A 20,923-nucleotide genomic window follows, 5' to 3' on the forward strand; every position below is an offset into this window, starting at 1 on the left:
ACTGGAAGTCCGCGGCAAAAATGGCTAGCATTGCGGTTTATGACGTTTGCGTGACATTTGCCGTGGAACAACAAAAAGTTAAAAAAGCTGGTCTACTCAGAGCCTTGTGGGTTATTTTGTTTTCAATTGCCTCGACGGGGAAGTATTGCCTGCTTACTTTATATCATGCGCTGTTTTCAAAGCGTAATACTGAAGTGTTGCGACCTAAGGTCGACAGTGTTATCCATCGCTGGGGGAAAAGCCTGGTAAGCTGCATCAGGTTACGCTGGACGGTCAAAGGTGATTTTGACTCACAAATCGAAGAAGGACGACGCGTCATTATTTTGGCGAACCATTCCAGTGCCTATGATATTCCACTGATATTTGCCGCTTTGCCGGGAAGTATCCGCATGATTTCCAAAAAAGAATTATTTAAAGTGCCTTTGCTTTCCAGTGCGATGAAAGCCGCTGAGATTTTGTCGGTCGATCGGCAAAATCGACAGCAAGCTATCCAGGATCTGGCCACTGCTAAGAGTAAAATGGAAAGTGGGATACGAATTTGCATGTTCCCGGAAGGAACACGCTCAAAAACGGGCGAGTTGTTACCCTTGAAGAAAGGCGCCATTCGTCTGGCTATTGATACCAATGCCGTGATCATCCCGGTTGCGATTCAGGATATTTATAAAGTGTTGCCCGACAAGAAGTGGCTCAATATGCGATTAAATCAGGAAGTAACGGTGAATGTAGGCAAGGCGATCGATTGTCGTGATTATGCCGTAGATCAACGTAATGAATTGCGTGATTTAGTGTATAATTCTTTACAGACTCTGCTAAACGAGAAAGCGTCATGAATGAATCCAATATTTACCAACAAGCCGAACTGGAGTTATCAACCATCGCTGACTTTGTACGCTTTGCGGCAACTCAGTTTCACCAGTCCGACTTGTATTTCGGTCATGGCACAGATAACCCATGGGATGAAGCAGTAGCGGTAGTACTGCAAATGCTTGATTTGCCCGCTGACTATCCGCAGAGTATGCTGAATGCTAAGGTGTTGGCTGAAGAGAAAAAGCACCTGCTTCATGCCATTGAGACCCGAGTAACCAAGCGTAAGCCTTTGGCTTATATTACCAATAAAGCCTACTTCGCAGGCCTCGAATTTTATGTAGACGAGCGCGTGTTAGTACCACGGTCGCCGATCGCGGAATTGATCCACAACGACTTCTATCCCTGGTTGGAAGCGGATAATCCCAAAGTGCTGGATTTATGCTGTGGTAGCGGCTGTATCGGTTTAGCGGTTGCTGCTTATATTGATGATGCTGAAGTTACCATGTCCGATGTTTCGCAAGATGCCCTGACTGTGGCTGAAATTAATATTGAGCGCTTGGGGCTTTACCATAAAGCTCGTGCCGTGCAATCGGATTTGTTTGATCAGCTGCAGGGTGAGTCTTTTGATCTGATTGTCTCTAACCCGCCTTATGTTGATGCCGAAGATTTGGCCGATATGCCGCAAGAGTATCACCACGAGCCTGAGATTGGTCTGGGCTCTGGAGTCGATGGCTTAGAGTTAACACGACAGATTCTAGAGCAAGCGGCAGACTACTTAAGCGATCAGGGTATCCTGATTGTGGAAGTAGGTAATAGCTGGCCGGCGCTAGAAGAGGCGCTCCCCGACGTACCATTCACCTGGGTTGAGTTCGAGCAGGGCGGGGATGGAGTGTTCGCATTAACTAAACAGCAGTTATTGGAGCATTTTGCGATCGACTAATGTTATTTGAGCAGCCGATATCTAAGCAAATCAATTCAGAACAGGAGCATTGTGTTTACGAGTTTGCAAAACACTTTAATCAGTATTTTGCTGAATGTAACATCCAGTTAATCCCTGGAGCTGATGAACCCTTTTACCGTGCTGCCCGGAGTGCTTCCGAGTTTGCTATTATCTACTCCACCTATGACTACTTTTCGAGCGCTTTACACGAATTAGCTCATTGGTGTATTGCCGGTGAACAGCGTCGTCAGCGAGATGATTATGGCTATTGGTATGAACCGGATGGCCGGAGTGCAGAGCTTCAGCAGCTGTTTTACCAGGTAGAACAAAAACCACAGGCGCTGGAATGGGCTTTTAGCCTGGCTGCCGATCTGCCTTTTCGCCTCAGTCTGGATAATTTCAATAACACCGCTCTGCAAAACGGCGAGGTGGAATGTTTTAGGGATGCTGTTTTCAGTCAGCTGAAGCATTATTTCAACGCAGGCTTCCCGTATCGAGCGCAGCGACTTATCGCCCTGTTGTGTCGTTTATACCGCAATCAACAGCCCATTCAATTACCGCAGAAGAGCAGATGTTTACTTTAGGCTTTATCATTAACCCATTCGCCGGGATCGGTGGCAAAGTTGGCCTTAAGGGCAGCGACGGCGAAGCTATTCGGACCGAGGCTTTTGCCCGTGGTGCAAAACCGCAGGCTGTAGAAAGAGCCCGCGTGGCGTTAGAGTCACTGCTGGACTATCAGGACAAATTAGAGGTGTTAACCGCATCGGGTGACATGGGAGAAAACCTGTTGCAGGATATGGGTTTCAATTATCAGGTGGTACACGACAGCCGTGAACCGTCGACTTTTGAGGATACTATCGAAGCAGCCAAAACCATGGCCGGCCTTGACGGCAGTCATCACCGAGTCGAAGTTCTGCTATTTGCCGGCGGTGATGGCACTGCACGTAATGTTTATGAGGCGGTGGATGAAGCGGTTCCTGTTCTTGGCATCCCGGCCGGCGTTAAAATCCATTCGGGAGTTTACGCCGTAACCCCACATGCTGCTGGATTAGTGATTGAAAAGATGCTCAATCAGAAGCTGGTCAGTTTGTTGGAAACCTCGGTGATGGACATCGATGAAGAGGCTTTTCGCCAGGGAGTCGTGCGAGCGAAGCAGTATGGTGAGATGCAGGTACCCGCAGAGCACCGCTATATACAGGCAACAAAGTCCGGCGGGCGCGAGGTAGAAGAGCTTGTTTTGCAGGATATTGCGGACTTTATTATCGACAATATGGAGGATGAGCGATATTACCTGGTGGGTTCTGGCTCGACCTGTGCTGTCGTGATGGATGCGCTGGGCCTGGAGAATACACTGTTAGGAATTGATTGTGTTCACCAGGGCAAACTTATTGCCAGTGACATGACCGAGGCGGACATCTTGCAGCTACTAAAAGACCATCCAAAACAGGTCAAAGTGGTGATCACGGTCATCGGCGGCCAGGGACATATCATTGGTCGCGGTAATCAGCAGCTAAGCTCTGCAGTATTGTCGCAGTTGAATAAGGATGACATTAGCATAATAGCCACCAAAACCAAGCTGAAAGAACTGGAAGGGCGTCCCTTAATTGTGGATAGTGATGAGCCTGATATTAACCAGCGTTTTGCTGGTGTGACTAAGGTGATCACCGGTTATGAGGACTTTGTTTTGTATCCAGTTGGAATTGAGACATAGCTCACTGTTACTCTTTTCGCTCTGTCCGTTGTAAGAGATCTCGCACAAAGCCATAAGCATACGCTGAAAAGGCTATCCGACTTAATCTTATATTTTTAATGCATCTTTACAACCTATTGATAAATAATAAATTTTTGTTTTTGTTATGTCGGCGTCATCAATTTGTAATCATTTTCCTGATTGCCAGAAACGTTCTTTTTGCTAAAGTAGCTTCCGTGTTCAGGGAGAACGCGCTATCTACAAATCGAATTATGGAATAATAATAAAGGACGTCAATAAACGGAATTATTATCCAAGGTAGGGTATGGACAACAGTGGGACGGACTCATCCTATGTTATAAAGCGGCTTAGGCCGCTTTTATTTTGCCTGTTATTTATATCTCTTGAGTATTCATCAAGTTATCGCGAAAACTTAATTTCTTTTTTTAGGCAAACTTGTGTAGACTCGAGAATGTAAGCTTACAAGTTATATTCTTTGTTTACTGTTGCCAGAGGGGAAGATGAGCAGTCGAGTCTTATTAAACTTGGTTCACCCAGTTTTAGAGAAGTCGTGGGCCAATCAGGCCATGCTGGAAGCGGTAAAAGACTTGGATTTCGTTAAAGTAAATGACTTGTATGAAGAGTATCCTGACTTTTTTATTGATGTTCGGCGCGAGCAACGCTTATTACTGGAACACTCTCTGATTATCTTTCAACACCCATTTTACTGGTATAGCTCGCCATCCTTGATGAAAGAATGGCAGGACCAGGTATTGGCTGAAGGCTTTGCTTACGGTGAAGGAGGCTATCAGCTGGCTGATCGGTACTGGCTCAATGCTGTTACCGCCGGAGCCTCAGAAGATAGCTATGCATCCCATGGGTTTAACAAGTTTTCCACTGAAGAACTGTTACGACCATTTGAACAGACCGCTAACTTTTGCGGAATGACGTTCGTTAAGCCTTTTATTATGTACCAGTCTGAAACCATCGGTCACAGTGCAGTGGAAAAGGAAGCGCAACGATACCGTCAGTATATTGAGTCTCTGGTCCACAGGCTGGATATCGCGAAGGCCGCCAGCGGTGGGGCTGAACCGGTAGAGGAGGCTTGAAATGGAAGAAGCAAGTTTACTTCATCAAGCCTTTGTCTTTTTGTTTGCCGCTGTTGTTGGTGTGCCCATTGCGAAGCATCTGGGGTTAGGCTCGGTCTTAGGCTATTTAATTGCAGGTATTCTCATTGGTCCCTTTGTTTTGGGGCTGGTCGGTCAGGATGTTAACGACATTATGCACTTCGCCGAGTTCGGTGTGGTGGTGATGCTATTTTTAATTGGTTTAGAGTTGCAGCCTAAAAAACTGTGGAAATTACGGATGCCCATCTTGGGCCTGGGTGGCCTACAGGTTGTGTTGTCGACCATTTTGATCACAGCTGTTGCGTTATTGTTTGATCTGCGCTGGCAAATGGCTTTAGCCATTGGTTTAATTCTCGCCCTTTCTTCAACTGCGATTGTTTTACAAACTCTGTCGGAAAAGGACTTGTTACGCACTGATGCTGGTAAGTCGGCCTTTTCTGTTCTGTTGTTTCAAGATATCGCGGTCATTCCAATGCTAACATTGATGCCTTTGTTGGCAACGTTGCCAGTTGAAACGACTAAGTCGATTGGACATACAGAACTTGAGGCCTGGCAGCAGGCTGCACTGGTTTTCGTGGTAATTAGTGGCATCATTATTAGTGGTCGTTACCTGATTCGGCCTTTATTTAACTGGATTGCTCGTACGGGATTAAGAGAGATCTTTATCGCTACCTCCTTACTGTTGGTCATCAGTATTACCATTGCCATGGAGATGGTTGGCCTGTCTCCGGCTTTAGGTGCTTTTTTGGCGGGCGTGGTGCTAGCAGAGAGTGAGTACCGACATGAACTTGAAGTCGGCCTAGTAACTTTCAAGAGTTTGTTGCTGGGGCTGTTCTTTATCACTGTGGGCGCCAGTATAAATCTTGAAGTTTTAATGCAGTCGCCCGGTTTGATTGCTTTACTGCTCGTACTCTTGATCCTGATTAAAATCAGTGTCCTGATGTTATTAGCCAAGCAGTTTAAGATGTCGCTGATTGAAAACATGCTGTTTTCTTTTGCCTTGGCGCAGGGCGGTGAATTTGCTTTCGTGCTCTTTACCTTTGCTTCCTTAAATGGCGTACTCAGTAATGACATTATTTCTCTGTTAACGGTAGTCGTTGCGCTGTCGATGGCACTTACGCCGTTGCTGCTGATTGTATGTGAAAAGCTGATTATTCCACGACTATCATACGGCAAAGAACAGCGGGAGTTCGATCAGGTGGATGACGGTGAAACTCCAGTCATCGTCGCCGGTTACGGACGTTTTGGTCAGATCGTATCCAGAATACTGCGTTCCCAGGGGTTTAACACCACACTGTTGGAGTATGATGCTGTTCAGATCGATTTGGTGAAACGGTTCGGAACCAAAGCCTATTATGGTGATGTTACGAATGAGGAAGTCCTGCGAGTGGCTGGTGCTGATAGCGCAAAGATGATGGTTATCGCCGTTGGTAATCAGGAAAAAACGCTTAAAGTTATCGAACTGTGCCGTAAGCACTTTCCTCATTTGAAGATATTTTCTCGCGCCAAAGGTCGCCGTGAGGCCTTTGAGCAAAGGAAAGCTGGTGCAGACTTTGTGATGCGAGAAACCCTGGGCTCGGCGGTCATTTTAGGTCGAGAAGCCTTGATCGCGCTGGGCTATAGGAAGTATCAGGCGCACCGTACGGCGAAAGCTTTCTATCATTACGACTCGCAACACCTGGAAGAACTGGCGGACTTGTGGGGGGATGATAAGCAGTATGTGATTGAAGCTGCTGAACGGGCGGAAATGCTGGAAGCCGTATTGAAAGCCGATCTGGAAGACCGTCAGGCGATGGGACGCTCGTGGAATACGCCGGTTTCGCCGGAAAGCTCAGACACCGAGTCACAACAGTCAGGTTCCGGCAAGGAGCCTCAAGCAGAATCAAAAGAGTCCTAGAGAGCCGTGACACTGCCTGATATTGGATATATAGAGTTACTCATTACTTGCCTGCCAGTGGCACTGGTGGCGATTATTTTTCACCTATGGAAAACCAACAGTCTGGAATTGATCTTTGCTACCCTGCGCATGCTCGGCCAGCTTATAGCCATTGGGTTTGTTCTGGTTTACTTGTTTCAGGAAACGTCGACTTGGTTAGGGCTTCTGGTGATGACGATTATGTTGTTAGCCGCTGGCTGGATTGCGATGCGGCCTTTGGCCGATAAAAGTCTGGTTCATATCGGACAATTATCTTTAGCACTGCTAATTGGCTGTGGTTTTATGTTGGCTTTAGTCATCCTGTTCGTGCTGGATCTAAGTCCCTGGTATCAGCCACGTTACGTTATTCCGCTGGCCGGTATGCTATTGGCTAATACCATGAACAGTCTGAGCTTATCAGGGGAGCGTTTTGAGACTGAGGTTAAAGCAGGACACAGCGCGGAAATGGCTCGTAATAAAGCATTTCATACTGCCATGATCCCACAGGTTAATGGGCTGTTGGCAGTTGGTCTGGTGGCCTTGCCAGGCATGATGACAGGACAGATCCTGTCAGGAGTGAGCCCGTTAATAGCGGTGCGTTACCAGATTGTAATCATGGTTGCTATTCTGTGTTCATCGGCTTTTTCAACGGCCTGGTACGTCTTTCGACGTTATAAACAGTCGCACTCAGATTCGTAACGGTGATATACGACTGAGCAATGTCTTCGGTAATGGCGAGGCATGGCCTAGCATCGCGGCAGTAACCACCTTGCCACAGAGCAGGGAAAAGCATAAGCCGCGTGCGCCAAAGCCATAATTAAGCCACAGGGTTTGCTCGTTGGTGTGAGCAAAATAACCACAAAAAGGGAAACGGTCGTAACTGGTCGCCCGGATCCCCGGATGCTCTCCAACTATGTGCTTTTCTTTGATATTAAGCCCAAAGCGGCGATTGACCTTCTCAATGTTGTGTAATGAACTGGCACGTTGGACTGTATCGTCAACGCTGCTTTCAAAAGTGGCGCCAACCACAAGCTGATTATTGAAGTGCGTTAAGTGCCCGTCATGATTAACGGGAGTCTTATGCCCAAGGGTCGTTTTAAGGGTTGTCAGTTGGCCGCGCATCGGTGCAGTGTGCGGCAGTTTTAAGCCCCAGTCAGGCAGTTGGTAGCCGCCACATAGAACCACATGCTCAAAGTCTTTCAGCTCCTTCAGATCGTTAATTGCGGTATTCAGATGGATGTTTTGCTGGGGGACGTCGGCAATAAGGCTACGGCAAAACTCGGGACCATTCACCTGTATGGCCGGTATTTTTAAGCTTCGCTTAGCCGTATCATTGACTGCAATATCTTCAAACTGGAAAAAGGACGCGTCCCAACTCTGAGTTGCATAAACCGTCTGATATTGCTCAAGATGATGCTGTGAGTACTTTGTATTGCTGAGTTGGTGTGCAAAAGTGTTTTTAGCAAGCTGAGGGTGCATACGCACAAATGCTTGCAGCCACTCAAAGCTTAAAAACGTCAGCTGACTGTAGGCATTATGATCGATGGACATGGCTGGCGAAGCAACTAGCGATGGCATATTGGATGCGCCAGCACAGATCGAAGATGACTGTTCAAACAGATGAACCTCAACACCTTGTTGATGCAGTTGGTATGCTGTGGCACAGCCCGCGAGACCTGCTCCTATCACTGCCACTTTATGTGGTTTCGTACGGGGCTGGATAAAATCATCGGCCAGAGTGGGTTTTGGCTGAGACAGCTCTTTATCGCTAAACATTGCCGTCAGCATTTCGCGTTTGCGTCCAAATCCTGGGCGTTTCTCAATCTGAAAACCGTAATGAGGCAGTTGCTTGCGGATGGCGGCAGCTACGGTAAAGGTCGCTAACGTAGTTCCCGATGCGCTATACAGTGCCATAAAGTGAAGTAAGTTCTTGGCCCACATGTCAGGGTTTTTACTCGGTGCGAAGCCGTCCATAAACCAGGCATCAAAGGCAAAACCGTTGGGCAGCGCAATTTCCCTTAGCGCTTTGCTCAATGGATAGAGCAGTAGGTGCAACGTGATATTGGGGGCAACCGCAATGGAGTGAACACCTGGCATTGCATCAGGGTACTGCTCCAACAGCGAATGGCTGAGCTCTGACTCGACGCCCAGTAGCTGGTAGATATTTTTCAGGTCGTCAGGGCTAATTGGGAACTGTTCCACAGACCAGAAATGAAGTTCGGCCTGTGATTTTTTTTGCTGAGTTTGCTGCCATAGCTTGGCTGTCAGTAGAAAGTTAAGGCCGGTACCAAAGCCGGTTTCGAAGATATGAAAAGGTCCGGGCTGTTCGTTTTTATGAATTGCTGTAAAGCGTTCTTCCAGATCGTTGCCTTGCAGAAAGACATAATCACTTTCTGCAACACCGTCTTCAGGGTTGAAATAAATATCGTCAAAGACTGCAGAGTAGGGCGCCAGTTGGTTATTGGTTTCACCTAACTGGCTCCTGTCGGCCTTAAGCCATTGATGCTTTTCTGGATCATGTTGTCGCCATTCAATAATGGCAGGCTTAACGCCAAGAAAAGCATTGTGCATGGTAGATTATTTCTCGATTAACGATAAGAATTCATTACGAGTATTTTGTGACGAACGGAACTGGCCAAGCATGGTTGAACTTTGCATGATGGAGTTTTGCTTTTCGACACCACGCATCATCATGCACATATGTTGCGCCTCAATAATAACACCAACGCCGGCGGCCCCCGTAACGTCCAGAATCGCTTCGGCAATTTGTTTGGTCAGATTTTCCTGGATTTGTAAACGGCGAGCAAACATATCGACGATACGCGCAATCTTGGATAGGCCGATGACTTTACCGGTTGGCAGATAACCAACATGGGCTTTGCCGATAAATGGCAACATGTGATGCTCACACATTGAATAAAGCTCAATATCTTTGACGATAACCATCGAGTCGTTATCTGAGTCAAAAATAGCACCATTAACCACTGCATTCAGGTCCTGTTCGTAGCCCTGAGTTAAGAATTGCATCGCTTTAGCGGCACGGGTTGGAGTATCGAGAATACCATTACGCGAAATATCTTCGCCGATCTCTACCAATACTTCTTTATATAAATTCGCTAATTTGTCGGACATCTTGCCATTTCCAGTTTCAATTTCAGTCGTAATTCTAATGGATATCGTTACAATACCCAAATAATTATGACAAATGTGTTAGAGCATGTGGAATATTGTTGCTGATGAAAATATGCCTTTGGTGGAGGAGCTGTTTACCGATATTGCCGGTAAATCTGGGGGTATCAAACGTTTAGCAGGACGGCAGATATCAAGAAACGACTTAAATGATACCGATATTCTGTTGGTACGCTCCATTACTCAGGTTAATCAGGAATTATTGGAGGACACGCCCATTCGCTTCGTCGGTACCGCCACAATCGGTGTTGACCATATCGATTTAAACTACTTATCACAGCAAGACATTGAGTTTTCCAGTGCGCCGGGCAGTAACGCTCAGGGCGTAGCGGAATACGTATTAACCAGTATCGCTTACTGGGCTGAGCAACGACAGGTTGACTTAAGCTCCGTAACAATAGGGATCATTGGCGCAGGTAATGTCGGTAGCCGTGTGGCCAAGGTGTTAGAGCGATTAGGTATTCGCTATTTACTGAACGACCCGCCGTTAGAGGCCGCTGGCGATAGCAGAAACTTCGTGTCACTCGAGGATATTGGGCAGTGTGACGTTGTGACATGCCACGTACCTTTGGAGAAGAGTGGTCAGTATCCGACGCATCATTTAGTTGACTCAGAGTTTTTACGAGCAATGCCCGACGCGGGCCTATTAATCAATACATCGCGTGGCCCGGTACTCGATAATCGAGCTGCATTTGAAGTAAAACAATCCGGAAAACGCATCGATTATATCCTGGACGTGTGGGAAGGTGAGCCCGATGTTTATGTGCCGCTAATGGAGCAGGCCATGATAGCCACGCCGCATATCGCCGGCTATTCGCAGGAAGGTAAAATTCGCGGTACCTATCAGCTGTATCAAGCATTTAATCAGTGGCAGGGAGCAGAGGACAGTATTAAGCTTGAGGAGCTGTTGCCTGAAGCGCCCAAGTGGCAATGGAGCGGCTCTTTAGACGCCTTATACCAGAGTCTAAAACCCTATTATGATCTGAAAGCCGATGACCAGCGCATGCGAGAAGTGCAGTCAGATATAAACAATCAATTTGATGGGTTGCGTAAAAATTACCCGCAACGTTTAGAATTTTTGGACAATTTATAATTTATGAATCCGATTAAATATATTTTAAAAGCTAAAATTCAACGAGGTTGGAAAATTGTTATTTTAAGTTTTCTTCTAGCCGCCTTTATTGGTCTACCGCTAATGTTTCTAGCCTCCTTTGTACCATCGGGCTTTTTGCAAACAAGTCTGGGTTTAGTTTCTATTTTTGTTGTTGTGGCTGGGTTGGTGAGTATGATTGGTGGGTTTTTTATTGTGTTGTATGATTTGTATAAGAGTTAGTTCTAGCTGTTATTTATGCTTGGTTTTTAATATTTAGTTTTTGCTAAAGTAGTTTGATGTCACTTTTCTTGCGTGCCCAAGAAAAGTGACCCAAAGAAGGGCACCCCAAAATAGAGGTCTTTCCGACTGCCTTCAAATCACTTAAGTATTGACGCACCGTGAAATACAGTCCTTCCCTGGACTGAATTCCACTATTTGAATCATCCAAGATTCAAATTGCTATACTTTGCGTGATTCTCAGCTCTATTTTATGGGGGAATTGGTGCGATACTGATAAATCCTCTGTTTTGTCATCCTGTGGTAACAAAGGATTTCCACCATGGCTTATCGAGGGAGCTTCTGTGAAAAGCATTCTCGGGAAGTCCCCTTCAAAGTTAGCTACAAGTATCTATATTACCGGGAAAATTGGGCAGGAAAGCCCAATTTAGTTAAGACGAAGCAGGGACGTTTCGTTTGACGGCTCGTTAGTAATATAGGTGCTTGAGGGAAGCCTTTTGGACCTAACTTTTGGGGTGTCTTTTCTTTTCGCCCTTTTCTTTGGACAAGCAAAGAAAAGGGTAAATTATACAGTGTGTAGCGTGAGTTACGTGCTCAGCTATCAGACTTCTTTACTCCGCCAAATTTTTTCCTTGGCTTAGTACCACCGTTAGATGCTTTCTTTTCTTGCTTTTTAGCCAGACGTTTTTTCTCACGGTTGGTTTGTGGCTTTTTCCCGGCTGGTTTACGTTTTTTCTTGCCTGCGGCTTTGCCACTTTTCTTGAGTTTCTGTGGCCCTTGGTATTTGCCGATCAGCGCTTTTACCACTTTTATCTCAAATTTAGCATCCAGTTTGCGTTCGATGCTGGCCATGGGGTTCCAGTCTTTGTGGGTAATAAGCGAGATGGCTGAGCCTTCTGCGCCGGCACGGCCGGTGCGGCCGATGCGGTGAATATAGTCTTCGAGGCTTTGTGCCATGTCAAAGTTGATAACCAAGTCGACATCTTTGACGTCTAAACCACGAGCGGCAACATCTGATGCGATTAAGACATCAAACTTTCCGTCACGAAACTGCACCATGATGTGGTTACGCTTGTCTTGTCTGATATCGCCGTGGATGTGTCCGGCTTTGAGCTTGTGGTAACGCAATAAGCCGCTAAGACGTTCGACCTGTGTTTTGGTGTTACAGAATACAACGGCTTTGCGGTACTTTTCGTTCTGTAATAACCAGCTGGTGAGCTTCTCTTTATGCTCCAGGTCATCCGCAGTAATAATCGATTGATGGATGTTGGTCTGGGCGTCTTCGTAAGTATTGAGCGTTATGGACTCAGGGCTATTGAGCAGGCTTTTGGTGATGTGACGAATACCGGCACTTTGCAGCGTTGCTGAGAATAACAGGCTCTGGCGATCTTTCGAGCAATAGTTAGCGATGGCTAACACATCGTCGCTGAAACCCATATCCAGCATTTTGTCCGCTTCGTCCAGTACTAAAAATTCAAGGTCGGCAAAATCAGTCGCGCCCTGTTGGCTGTGATCCAGAATGCGCCCCGGTGTTGCGATAACCATCTCTGGGTTTTTGCGCAGAGCGGCTCGTTGTTCTTTAAAACTTTGCCCGCCGGTAATCAGGCCTGCCTGAATGCCCGTAAATTTCGTCAGATCTTCAGCCTGCTTATGGATTTGGCGAGTTAGTTCTCGCGTTGGCGCCAAAATCAACACGCGGGTACCGCTGTTAGGAGCCTTTCTGGCTAACAAACGATCGAGTATCGGTAGTAAAAACGCCGCTGTTTTGCCTGAGCCGGTTTCCGCACTGGCCATTAGATCCAGGCCGTCCAGTACAATTGGAATCGCTTCCTGTTGTACTTCGGTTGGTTTGTGGATGCCCAGTTTATCAAGCGCTTTAATTAGCTTGGGATTCAATTGTTCGAATGCGGTTTGTTGGCTCAAAGGAGTCTCTTACTCATTAATGTTCTGATGGGTAGCTATTTTAAACTATTTTATTGCAATCATCTGCAATAGTTGTAAGTATTTGAGCAACTATATGAAGCAGGGAGTTAGAGGTTATGGGGAGCAAGGTTATCAAATGGTCGTTACGGGCGGTCATACTTGTTGTTATTGTATGTTGTGTCGCCGTTATATTGATGATGCAACCAACCTTTGAATCAGCACAAAGGCTGGATTATTCACAGCTGGCCAGCGCCGCAAGGCTGCAAGCCAGTGTCAAAACATTATCCCATGACATTCCCCGTGAGACTGGCGTAACCTCGCAACTGGATAGTGCCAGGGATTACATTTATAGGCAGCTGTCCGAGTATGTTAAGGATGTAGAGCTCCAAAGTTATGAGCATGAAGGCCAGACTTTTCATAATGTGATTGCCAAAATCAAGGAAGGGAAGGGTTGCCCCAGGATAGTATTTGGAGCGCACTATGATGCTTATAAAGGGCTGCCTGGTGCTGATGATAATGCCAGTGGCGTTGCTGCTTTACTTGAATTGGCGCGCTTACTTTCGCAACCAGAAGTCAGTGACAAGATAAACTGCTCTGTTGAGCTGGTCGCTTATGCTAATGAAGAGCCTCCGTTTTTTAGAACCGAAGGGATGGGAAGTTACGTTCATGCCAAAGGATTGAAAGAGGGTAATGCCCAGGTGCAGGTCATGATCAGTCTCGAAACCATGGGATTTTTCAGCGATGAAGAAGGAAGCCAGTTGTATCCCGTGGCTTTTCTAGAGTATCTGTATCCTGGTAAAGGGAACTTTATTACGGTGGTAGGCAATGTCGGACAAATAATGCCGACCAGAGAGCTGAAGTCGGCGATGCAGTCTGTGATGGATACGCAAGTCTATTCTATTAATGCTCCCTTATCGGTACCTGGAATTGATTACTCCGATCATAGAAATTATTGGGCTTTTGGTTATCCAGCCGTAATGGTGACCGATACGGCTTTTAACCGAAACCTAAATTATCATACAGCCGATGATACTTATGAAAAGCTGGATTATCAGCGTATGGCAGAAGTCGTCAATGGCCTTCTACACTTTGTGGCTAGTCAGTAGAGACATGCTGGCTCTTCGGTTTCAACAGCGGCCTTAACATTCCCTCTAACCCATTGAGTTTCACTTCGTACATCAGGGCCAACTGCTGTCCAAGCTTTCCCTCGGGGAAGCCATTTTTATGGAACCAGACGAGATAGGGCTCTGGCAGCTCTAGCAGCTTGCGCCCCTGGTATTTACCAAATGGCATGGTCTGATTGATGGCTTCGAGTAGTGCTTTTTGATTCATTGTGACCCTTTTTGAGACCTAGTCAGCTTTGCATTTTACGCTGATATCTTTATGATGCTTAGAACTCGAATTATAACTGAAAAGGCAAGTAGTATGAAAAAGACCTTCATCACAACGCTAGTGGCTGCGACAACTTTGGGATTAACGGCGTGCGGTAGTATGCCAATGATGGGCGACGACGCGCCTGAACCTGATTACGCTAAGCAAGCGCAGGAAATCAGTAAAAAATATATCATTGCTGATTTACATGTCGATGTTCCGCATCGTCTACATGACTCCAACGAAGATATCAGTGTAGCGACGGAGGATGGTGATTTTGACTACCCACGTGCCGTTGCCGGTGGACTGGATGCACCCTTTATGTCGATTTATATTCCAGCCGATCTGGAGTTTGAGGCTAAGGGCGAAAGTTATAAGCTGGCTAACAAGCTGATCGATGACGTTGAGGCAATTGTTGAGGCCAGCCCTGACAAGTTTGCTTTAGCAACAAGCCCGGAAGAGGTGCAGGCAAACTTCGAAAAGGGATTGATTTCCTTGCCAATGGGTATGGAGAATGGCTCGCCAATCGAGGGCACTTTAGCTAATGTCCGTCATTTTTATGATCGCGGCATTCGCTATATCACGCTGGCGCATTCTCGTAGTAATCACCTGTCAGACTCATCCTATGATGAAGCCCGTCCAAACGGTGGTCTGAGTGAAATCGGTCGTCTGGTGGTCGAGGAAATGAACCGTTTAGGCATGATGGTTGATGTTTCGCACCTGTCAGATGAAGCTTTCTATGACGTCCTGGAAGTCTCTAAAGCACCTGTGATTGCCAGTCACTCGTCGGTTCGTGATTTTACGCCGGGCTTTGAGCGTAATATGGATGACGACATGATTGAAGCCATGTCGGAAAAAGGCGGTGTGATTTTTATTAACTTCGGTTCGACATTTGTTTCTCAGGATTCCAGAGATAATTATGACGCTTACAAAGAAGCCGTAGCAAACTATGCAGAAAGTAATGGTCTTGACCCTGAAAGTGAGCAGGTACAAACTTTTGCCAAAGCATACCGTAAAAAGAACCCGTTCCTATTCGCCGATATTGAGATTGTATTAGACCATATTGAGTATGTGATCGATTTAGTTGGCGTTGACCATGTTGGTATTGGCTCTGATTATGATGGCGTTGGTGATAGCTTACCTACTGGACTAAAAGATGTATCGACCTATCCTAATTTGATTCAAGGTTTACTCGAGCGTGGTTATACTGAGCAGGATGTTGCTAAAATCTTGTCAGGTAACTTAATGCGTATCTGGAGTGATGTTGAGCGTTTGGCTGCTGAATAATAATTTGCTTAAACACCATAAAATGCCCGCATCATTGTGCGGGCTTTTTTTGATAGAGTTAATTAAATTGAGAGTTAAGATGTGATACTTGCTCTGATAGAACGCCATCAACAGCGTTGGCAATATCCTTTACATCCTCTCCAGCGAATCCTCTGGCGATGTAAGTCAGCGTGAGTTTGGTAAAGCCTTTTTCAGTGTTATCAAAACTCCAGGACATATGCCCATAAAGGCCCATGCTTTGTAATGGTCCGAGGCCACCAGACATTTGAACATTTTTGTTTGGATTAACTTGAGTTACCGTCATGTGTAGGGCTTGTTGATCACCGTCGACCTCACAGAAGCAACCGCCAGCTTTCGATTCAATATACATTTTCGAAGCGTCCCCGAACCAGGTATGACTCGAGTCCCACCATTCACCAACATTGAGAAATTGCCGATAGACCTTGTCTACCGGGGCATTAATGACGGATTCGATTTTAACGGAGAAGTGCTGCTCGCTTTGTGTCTGAACCTCGGCGTTAGCGTGCCACGAAACCATTAGTGTGGCGATAAGCGTGAGCATGGGAAGAGTGTTCTTCATAGTGACTCCTTAGGTACATAGATTGGGAAGAGCTAACCCTGTCTATAATGATTCACTGTTACCACCTGCGCCTTTGAGGAGTTTTAGCAGCTCCATTGAAGCGTTAGATAGTGTTTTGTTATTGCGATAAATAATACCCATATCCCTGTCAGAAAGAAATCCTTCTGGGGATAAATTAATTAATGGGGCTGTTAACAGCCTGGTGGGTAAGAGAGTCCACCCCATCTTACAGGCGACCAGCTTAGCGATAACCTCCAGATAGTTCGCTGTTTTGACTTTTCCAAGTTCGATCCCTGCTTGTTCCAGTTGTAACTCAAAAAGCTCGCGTGGGAAGGTATGGGCTGGCGGTAATATACAAGGGTAGTTTTTCAAGTGTGATAGTGGCTCGACTTCGCTGGCGAGATTGTAATCCTGATGACAGACAATGGCTAATTTTTCGCGCCAGATAAGCTGGTGTTCCAGACGAGGATCTTTTTGCTGTGGGAAAGTCAAAAGCGCTAACTCTAAATCCCCGCTTAATACCCGATCATAGGCCAACTCTGAGTCAATAAATTCGACATTGACGTCGACCTGCTCAAAGGTATCGACGTACTGCTCCAGATACTCGGGAAGCAGGTGCAGCCCGATGTAGTGACTGGTTCCGATATGCAGTTCGCCGCTGACCTGGCCGCTTAAGTCACGAATGTTTTGCACTGTGTCTTCGATATCACTAATGATTTGCGGTGCCTGCTGTTGTAGCAGCTGACCAGCTTCGGTCACAATGACATGATTACCGACACGATCAAACAGCTGACTGTCGACCAGCGCCTCCAGGCGCTTGATACGTTTACTCAGTGCTGGCTGAGTTAGTTGCAGCTCTTTCGCTGCCAGCGTAAATGACTTCAGCCGAGCCACCGTCAGAAAGGTTTTAAGCAGATCGATATCCAATACTGGTAATTCCTACTGGTTATGGGTTTTATAAAAATAATGAATTGGAGTTATTCTATAATAAGTTCTACACTAGAACCACTTTTACTGCTACTTAGCAGTTTTAATTACGTGAAGAGACCAAATGAGGCAGTTAATGGCTGGAAAAACCCTATATGACAAGTTATGGCAGGACCATCTTGTTGCAGAGAACGAAGACGGCTCTGCATTAATCTATATCGATCGTCAATTGCTACACGAAGTAACGTCGCCACAAGCGTTTGAAGGCTTGAAGATAGCGGGGCGTAAGCCACGTCGCATCGAAGCCAATCTGGCGACGCCGGATCATAACGTGCCGACTACTGATCGTACTAATGGTATCGCAGATCCCGTATCACGCATTCAGGTCCAGACTTTGGACGACAACTGTGATGCATATGGAGTGACAGAATTTAAGATGGACGACGTTCGTCAAGGTATCGTCCACATCGTGGGTCCAGAGCAGGGCTATACGCTTCCGGGCTTAACCATGGTTTGTGGTGACTCACATACCGCGACTCATGGTGCCTTTGGTGCTATGGCGTTTGGTGTGGGTACATCAGAAGTTGAGCACGTCTTAGCAACCCAATGTCTGCGCCAGAAGAAAATGAAGAACATGCTGGTGCGAGTCGACGGTAAGCTAGGTACCGGTGTCACCGCTAAAGACGTCGTACTGGCTGTGATTGGCGAAATTGGCACGGCCGGTGGTAACGGGCATGCCATTGAGTTTGCCGGTAGCGCTATTGAAGACTTATCAATGGAAGGTCGTATGACCATCTGTAATATGGCTATCGAAGCGGGCGCACGTGTTGGCCTGGTGGCTGTTGATGATAAGACGATTGAATATGTTAAAGGTCGTCCTTTCGCACCTAAGGGCGAGCACTGGGATATGGCTGTGGAAGCCTGGAAAGATCTGCACAGTGATGCCGACGCTGAATTTGACCGTGTGGTTGAGCTGAAAGCAGAAGACATTATTCCACAGGTTACCTGGGGTACTTCTCCAGAGATGGTAAAGCCCGTAACAGATAATATTCCAAACCCAGATAAAGAAACTAATGCTGTTAAGAAAGAAGGTATCGAGCGTGCGCTTCTGTACATGGATATGAAAGCAGAGACACCGATTACGTCGATCCCATTGGATAAGGTGTTTATCGGTTCTTGTACTAACGCCCGTATTGAAGATTTACGCGAAGCTGCAGCGGTAGCTAAAGGCCGTAAGGTTGCATCAAGCATTAAGCAGGCCATGGTCGTGCCGGGCTCTGGTCTGGTCAAAGAGCAGGCTGAAGCCGAAGGCTTGGATAAAATTTTTGTCGAAGCCGGTTTTGAATGGCGTGAACCAGGCTGCTCCATGTGTTTAGCGATGAACGCTGACCGTCTGGAGTCGGGCGAGCACTGTGCATCGACATCAAATCGAAACTTTGAAGGACGTCAGGGTCAAGGCGGTCGTACTCATCTGGTGAGTCCAGCAATGGCCGCAGCGGCTGCGGTACACGGACATTTCGTTGACGTTCGTGAACTTGAATTAGATAAAGAATTAGCAAACGTTTCGGAGGTGCACTAATGGAAGCTTTTACGCAACATACTGGTTTAGTTGTACCTTTAGATCGCTCTAACGTTGATACCGATGCGATTATTCCTAAGCAGTTTTTGAAGTCGATCAAACGTACCGGCTTCGGTCCTAACTTATTCGACGAGTGGCGTTATCTGGATCACGGTGAGCCAGGCATGGACAATTCTAAGCGTCCATTGAACCCTGACTTTGTGATGAACAAAGAGCGTTACAAAGGTGCTTCGATCTTATTGGCACGTGAAAACTTTGGCTGTGGTTCTAGCCGTGAACACGCGCCATGGGCACTGGAAGACTATGGTATCAAAGCGGTTATCGCGCCAAGTTTTGCTGATATCTTCTTCAACAACTGCTTTAAGAACGGTATTTTGCCGATCGTGCTGGATCACGCCACCATGGATGCTCTGTTCGAGCAGACTGAAGCAAACGAAGGCTTTAAATTGGATATCGATCTGGGTAAACAGACGATTACCATGCCAAATGGCGATGTCATCAATTTTGATGTTGAGCCGGATAGAAAGCATAACCTTTATAACGGTCTGGATGATATTGGTATTACGTTGAAGCAGGAAGATGCAATTACGGCGTATGAGCAGGAGCGGGCTAAGCGCGCACCTTGGCTATTTAGTAGTTAATTTTAGAGTTCCTTTTCTTGTATGGCCAAGAAAAGGAACCAAAAGAAGGCCACCCCAATATTGAGGCCATTCTAAGAATGACTTCCAAAAAGTATCTCAAGTCATTTTACGCACCGTGACATACGTTCCTTCCATGGCCCGTATGTCACTATACAAAACATCCTGTTTTGTATTGCTATGACTTGTGATTCTTTTAGCTCAATATTATGGGGAAAGTTTCTTAAACCGCCGTGCGATGGTGGTTATAACAGAATATATTATTAGGATTGATTATGACTAAAAAAGTATTGGTATTACCGGGTGACGGTATCGGGCCTGAGATTGTTGGTCAGGCGACGCGTGTATTGGATGCCTTGATTTTGAATCATGGTTTGGACGTGACGTATGATTCCGCGTTGGTCGGTGGCTCGTCATACGACGCGCATGAAACGCCGTTAACGGATGAAGTGTTAGCGCAGGCTAAAGATGCTGACGCGATTCTTTTGGGTGCTGTTGGTGGTCCTAAGTGGGAACAGTATGATATTTCGGTTCGTCCAGAGAAGGCTTTGTTGAAGCTACGTTCTGAGTTAGAACTGTTTGGTAACCTGCGTCCAGCTATTCTGTACAAGCAGCTGGCGGATGCTTCAAGCCTGAAACCTGAATTGGTTGCCGATCTTGATGTTCTTATCGTACGTGAGTTAACGGGTGGCATTTACTTCGGTCAGCCTCGTGGCATTCGTACTTTGGATAACGGTGAACGCCAAGGGTTTAACACTTATGTGTATTCTGAAAGTGAAATCGAGCGTATTGCTCATGTCGCTTTCAAGGCGGCAATGTTACGTGATAAGCGTGTTTGCTCTGTGGATAAGGCCAATGTGCTAGAAGCGACTGAACTATGGCGTGAAGTCATGGAGCGTGTGAGCAAGGAATACCCTGAAGTTGAATTGTCTCACATGTACGTTGATAACGCAGCGATGCAGCTGGTTCGTGCCCCAAAACAGTTTGATGTTATGGTAACGGGCAACATGTTTGGGGATATCCTGTCTGATTGCGCGGCAATGTTAACCGGTTCGATCGGTATGTTGCCATCGGCAAGCTTAGACGCTAATGGTAAAGGCATGTACGAGCCGATTCATGGCTCTGCGCCGGATATCGCTGGCGAGAGCAAGGCCAACCCTTTAGCGACAATCCTGTCAGTGTCTATGATGCTGCGTCACAGCTTTGGTGAAGGTGCGTTGGCGGATAAGATTGACCAGGCTGTTTCAACAGTATTGGATCAGGGCTTCCGCACAGCTGATATTCACACAGAAGGCGATAAGCTGGTTTCTACAGAAGAAATGGGTGACGCTGTACTAAAGGCATTAGCCTAAGTTTTCCCTAGGTAGAAATACTGGCATAAGGCGCTTGAGCTCGATACTCAATTAGCCTGGAAATGTACGGTTCAGAGTTTTAACAAGACATTGGTGCAAGGCGCGATTCGAAATTAATGGCGAGTCCTTGATGAGAAGTGCAACACAGCAGCGATGTCTTGATGGAACTCCCAAAGGGCGGGATACAGGCTTTTTGCATTCAGTTGAACTGAGTCTATTCGATAACTGCAAGCTTGATTCAAGTTTGTGCTGACTGAAGTGCTTTTCT

Annotated in this window: 20 protein-coding genes; 14 read left to right on the forward strand and 6 right to left on the reverse strand. The window is 46.5% G+C overall.

What is annotated here, in order from left to right; all coding sequences use genetic code 11:
* Window positions 1–20 precede the first annotated feature (20 nt).
* The 7 genes from H7708_RS09300 (at window position 21) to H7708_RS09330 (ending at window position 7,178) form a co-directional block, all read left to right on the forward strand.
* Complete coding sequence (locus H7708_RS09300; RefSeq protein WP_223670435.1) at window positions 21–830, forward strand: lysophospholipid acyltransferase family protein; 810 nt, start codon at window positions 21–23, stop codon at window positions 828–830.
* Window positions 827–1,747, forward strand: coding sequence for a 50S ribosomal protein L3 N(5)-glutamine methyltransferase (gene prmB, locus H7708_RS09305; protein WP_223670437.1), 921 nt, complete (start codon window positions 827–829; stop codon window positions 1,745–1,747). Before H7708_RS09300 ends, prmB begins: the two co-directional genes overlap by 4 nt.
* Entirely contained in the window at window positions 1,747–2,331 is a 585-nt protein-coding gene (locus H7708_RS09310) for an elongation factor P hydroxylase (RefSeq protein ID WP_223670438.1), read from the forward strand. Before prmB ends, H7708_RS09310 begins: the two co-directional genes overlap by 1 nt.
* Window positions 2,319–3,458, forward strand: coding sequence for an ATP-NAD kinase family protein (locus tag H7708_RS09315; RefSeq protein ID WP_223670439.1), 1,140 nt, complete (start codon window positions 2,319–2,321; stop codon window positions 3,456–3,458). Before H7708_RS09310 ends, H7708_RS09315 begins: the two co-directional genes overlap by 13 nt.
* A gap of 500 nt (window positions 3,459–3,958) precedes the next feature.
* Window positions 3,959–4,546, forward strand: a complete 588-nt coding sequence (locus H7708_RS09320) for an NAD(P)H-dependent oxidoreductase (protein ID WP_223670441.1) — start codon at window positions 3,959–3,961, stop codon at window positions 4,544–4,546.
* 1 nt (window position 4,547) lies between these two features.
* Window positions 4,548–6,461, forward strand: a complete 1,914-nt coding sequence (locus H7708_RS09325; RefSeq protein ID WP_223670443.1) for a monovalent cation:proton antiporter-2 (CPA2) family protein — start codon at window positions 4,548–4,550, stop codon at window positions 6,459–6,461.
* Window positions 6,462–6,467: 6 nt separating this feature from the next.
* Entirely contained in the window at window positions 6,468–7,178 is a 711-nt protein-coding gene (locus H7708_RS09330) for an ABC transporter permease (RefSeq protein WP_223670445.1), read from the forward strand.
* Here H7708_RS09330 and mnmD read toward each other — a convergent pair.
* Together mnmD and folE are read right to left on the reverse strand one after the other, a co-directional pair.
* Window positions 7,167–9,050, reverse strand: coding sequence for a tRNA (5-methylaminomethyl-2-thiouridine)(34)-methyltransferase MnmD (gene mnmD / locus H7708_RS09335; protein WP_223670447.1), 1,884 nt, complete (start codon window positions 9,048–9,050; stop codon window positions 7,167–7,169). The genes H7708_RS09330 and mnmD overlap by 12 nt on opposite strands.
* Window positions 9,051–9,056: 6 nt before the next feature.
* Window positions 9,057–9,611, reverse strand: coding sequence for a GTP cyclohydrolase I FolE (gene folE / locus H7708_RS09340; RefSeq protein WP_223670448.1), 555 nt, complete (start codon window positions 9,609–9,611; stop codon window positions 9,057–9,059).
* 85 nt (window positions 9,612–9,696) lie between these two features.
* Here folE and H7708_RS09345 point away from each other — a divergent pair, with 85 nt between their 5' ends.
* A complete protein-coding gene (locus H7708_RS09345; protein WP_223670450.1) occupies window positions 9,697–10,761 on the forward strand; it encodes a 4-phosphoerythronate dehydrogenase in 1,065 nt (354 codons plus the stop codon).
* 3 nt (window positions 10,762–10,764) lie between these two features.
* A complete protein-coding gene (locus tag H7708_RS09350; protein ID WP_223670452.1) occupies window positions 10,765–11,001 on the forward strand; it encodes a TMEM134 family protein in 237 nt (78 codons plus the stop codon).
* A 591-nt stretch (window positions 11,002–11,592) separates the two neighbouring features.
* Here the strand turns inward: H7708_RS09350 and H7708_RS09355 are convergent.
* A complete protein-coding gene (locus H7708_RS09355) occupies window positions 11,593–12,921 on the reverse strand; it encodes a DEAD/DEAH box helicase (RefSeq protein ID WP_223670454.1) in 1,329 nt (442 codons plus the stop codon).
* A gap of 116 nt (window positions 12,922–13,037) precedes the next feature.
* On the opposite strand from H7708_RS09355, the gene H7708_RS09360 reads away from it, so the two are divergent.
* Complete coding sequence (locus tag H7708_RS09360; protein WP_223670456.1) at window positions 13,038–14,027, forward strand: M28 family peptidase; 990 nt, start codon at window positions 13,038–13,040, stop codon at window positions 14,025–14,027.
* Here H7708_RS09360 and H7708_RS09365 read toward each other — a convergent pair.
* Window positions 14,017–14,253, reverse strand: a complete 237-nt coding sequence (locus tag H7708_RS09365) for a DUF3820 family protein (protein ID WP_223670458.1) — start codon at window positions 14,251–14,253, stop codon at window positions 14,017–14,019. The two genes, H7708_RS09360 and H7708_RS09365, sit on opposite strands and share 11 nt — an antisense overlap.
* 93 nt (window positions 14,254–14,346) lie before the next feature.
* On the opposite strand from H7708_RS09365, the gene H7708_RS09370 reads away from it, so the two are divergent.
* The gene (locus tag H7708_RS09370) at window positions 14,347–15,579 is read left to right on the forward strand and encodes a dipeptidase (protein WP_223670460.1); all 1,233 of its coding nucleotides are present in this window, start codon (window positions 14,347–14,349) and stop codon (window positions 15,577–15,579) included.
* Between the two features lie 58 nt (window positions 15,580–15,637).
* Here the strand turns inward: H7708_RS09370 and H7708_RS09375 are convergent, their stop codons facing one another.
* Window positions 15,638–16,159: an SRPBCC family protein gene (locus H7708_RS09375; RefSeq protein WP_223670462.1), complete on the reverse strand. Its 522-nt coding sequence runs from the start codon at window positions 16,157–16,159 to the stop codon at window positions 15,638–15,640.
* A gap of 42 nt (window positions 16,160–16,201) precedes the next feature.
* Window positions 16,202–17,086 carry a LysR family transcriptional regulator gene (locus H7708_RS09380; protein WP_223670464.1) on the reverse strand — a complete coding sequence of 295 codons (885 nt, stop codon included), beginning with the start codon at window positions 17,084–17,086 and terminating at the stop codon, window positions 16,202–16,204.
* A 136-nt stretch (window positions 17,087–17,222) separates the two neighbouring features.
* Between H7708_RS09380 and leuC the strand changes: the two genes are divergently transcribed.
* The 3 genes from leuC to leuB all read left to right on the forward strand — a co-directional run bounded on the left by leuC (window position 17,223) and on the right by leuB (window position 20,655).
* Window positions 17,223–18,665: a 3-isopropylmalate dehydratase large subunit gene (gene leuC, locus H7708_RS09385; RefSeq protein WP_223670523.1), complete on the forward strand. Its 1,443-nt coding sequence runs from the start codon at window positions 17,223–17,225 to the stop codon at window positions 18,663–18,665.
* A complete protein-coding gene (leuD, locus tag H7708_RS09390) occupies window positions 18,665–19,306 on the forward strand; it encodes a 3-isopropylmalate dehydratase small subunit (protein WP_223670466.1) in 642 nt (213 codons plus the stop codon). Before leuC ends, leuD begins: the two co-directional genes overlap by 1 nt.
* Window positions 19,307–19,578: 272 nt before the next feature.
* Window positions 19,579–20,655, forward strand: a complete 1,077-nt coding sequence (leuB, locus tag H7708_RS09395; protein WP_223670468.1) for a 3-isopropylmalate dehydrogenase — start codon at window positions 19,579–19,581, stop codon at window positions 20,653–20,655.
* Window positions 20,656–20,923 lie beyond the last annotated feature (268 nt).

Origin of the sequence: Kangiella shandongensis (assembly GCF_020005365.1) — a bacterium.
GTDB lineage: Bacteria > Pseudomonadota > Gammaproteobacteria > Enterobacterales > Kangiellaceae > Kangiella > Kangiella shandongensis.

Bases quoted from the DNA above. Each gene is read 5' to 3' on its own strand.
- H7708_RS09365 (WP_223670458.1), bottom strand. From the start codon at position 14,253: ATGAATCAAAAAGCACTACTCGAAGCCATCAATCAGACCATGCCATTT.
- H7708_RS09345 (WP_223670450.1), top strand. From the start codon at position 9,697: ATGTGGAATATTGTTGCTGATGAAAATATGCCTTTGGTGGAGGAGCTG.
- mnmD (WP_223670447.1), bottom strand. From the start codon at position 9,050: ATGCACAATGCTTTTCTTGGCGTTAAGCCTGCCATTATTGAATGGCGA.
- leuB (WP_223670468.1), top strand. From the start codon at position 19,579: ATGACTAAAAAAGTATTGGTATTACCGGGTGACGGTATCGGGCCTGAG.
- H7708_RS09300 (WP_223670435.1), top strand. From the start codon at position 21: ATGGCTAGCATTGCGGTTTATGACGTTTGCGTGACATTTGCCGTGGAA.
- H7708_RS09375 (WP_223670462.1), bottom strand. From the start codon at position 16,159: ATGAAGAACACTCTTCCCATGCTCACGCTTATCGCCACACTAATGGTT.
- prmB (WP_223670437.1), top strand. From the start codon at position 827: ATGAATGAATCCAATATTTACCAACAAGCCGAACTGGAGTTATCAACC.
- folE (WP_223670448.1), bottom strand. From the start codon at position 9,611: ATGTCCGACAAATTAGCGAATTTATATAAAGAAGTATTGGTAGAGATC.
- H7708_RS09320 (WP_223670441.1), top strand. From the start codon at position 3,959: ATGAGCAGTCGAGTCTTATTAAACTTGGTTCACCCAGTTTTAGAGAAG.
- H7708_RS09310 (WP_223670438.1), top strand. From the start codon at position 1,747: ATGTTATTTGAGCAGCCGATATCTAAGCAAATCAATTCAGAACAGGAG.
- H7708_RS09360 (WP_223670456.1), top strand. From the start codon at position 13,038: ATGGGGAGCAAGGTTATCAAATGGTCGTTACGGGCGGTCATACTTGTT.
- H7708_RS09315 (WP_223670439.1), top strand. From the start codon at position 2,319: ATGTTTACTTTAGGCTTTATCATTAACCCATTCGCCGGGATCGGTGGC.
- H7708_RS09370 (WP_223670460.1), top strand. From the start codon at position 14,347: ATGAAAAAGACCTTCATCACAACGCTAGTGGCTGCGACAACTTTGGGA.
- H7708_RS09325 (WP_223670443.1), top strand. From the start codon at position 4,548: ATGGAAGAAGCAAGTTTACTTCATCAAGCCTTTGTCTTTTTGTTTGCC.
- leuD (WP_223670466.1), top strand. From the start codon at position 18,665: ATGGAAGCTTTTACGCAACATACTGGTTTAGTTGTACCTTTAGATCGC.
- leuC (WP_223670523.1), top strand. From the start codon at position 17,223: ATGGCTGGAAAAACCCTATATGACAAGTTATGGCAGGACCATCTTGTT.
- H7708_RS09350 (WP_223670452.1), top strand. From the start codon at position 10,765: ATGAATCCGATTAAATATATTTTAAAAGCTAAAATTCAACGAGGTTGG.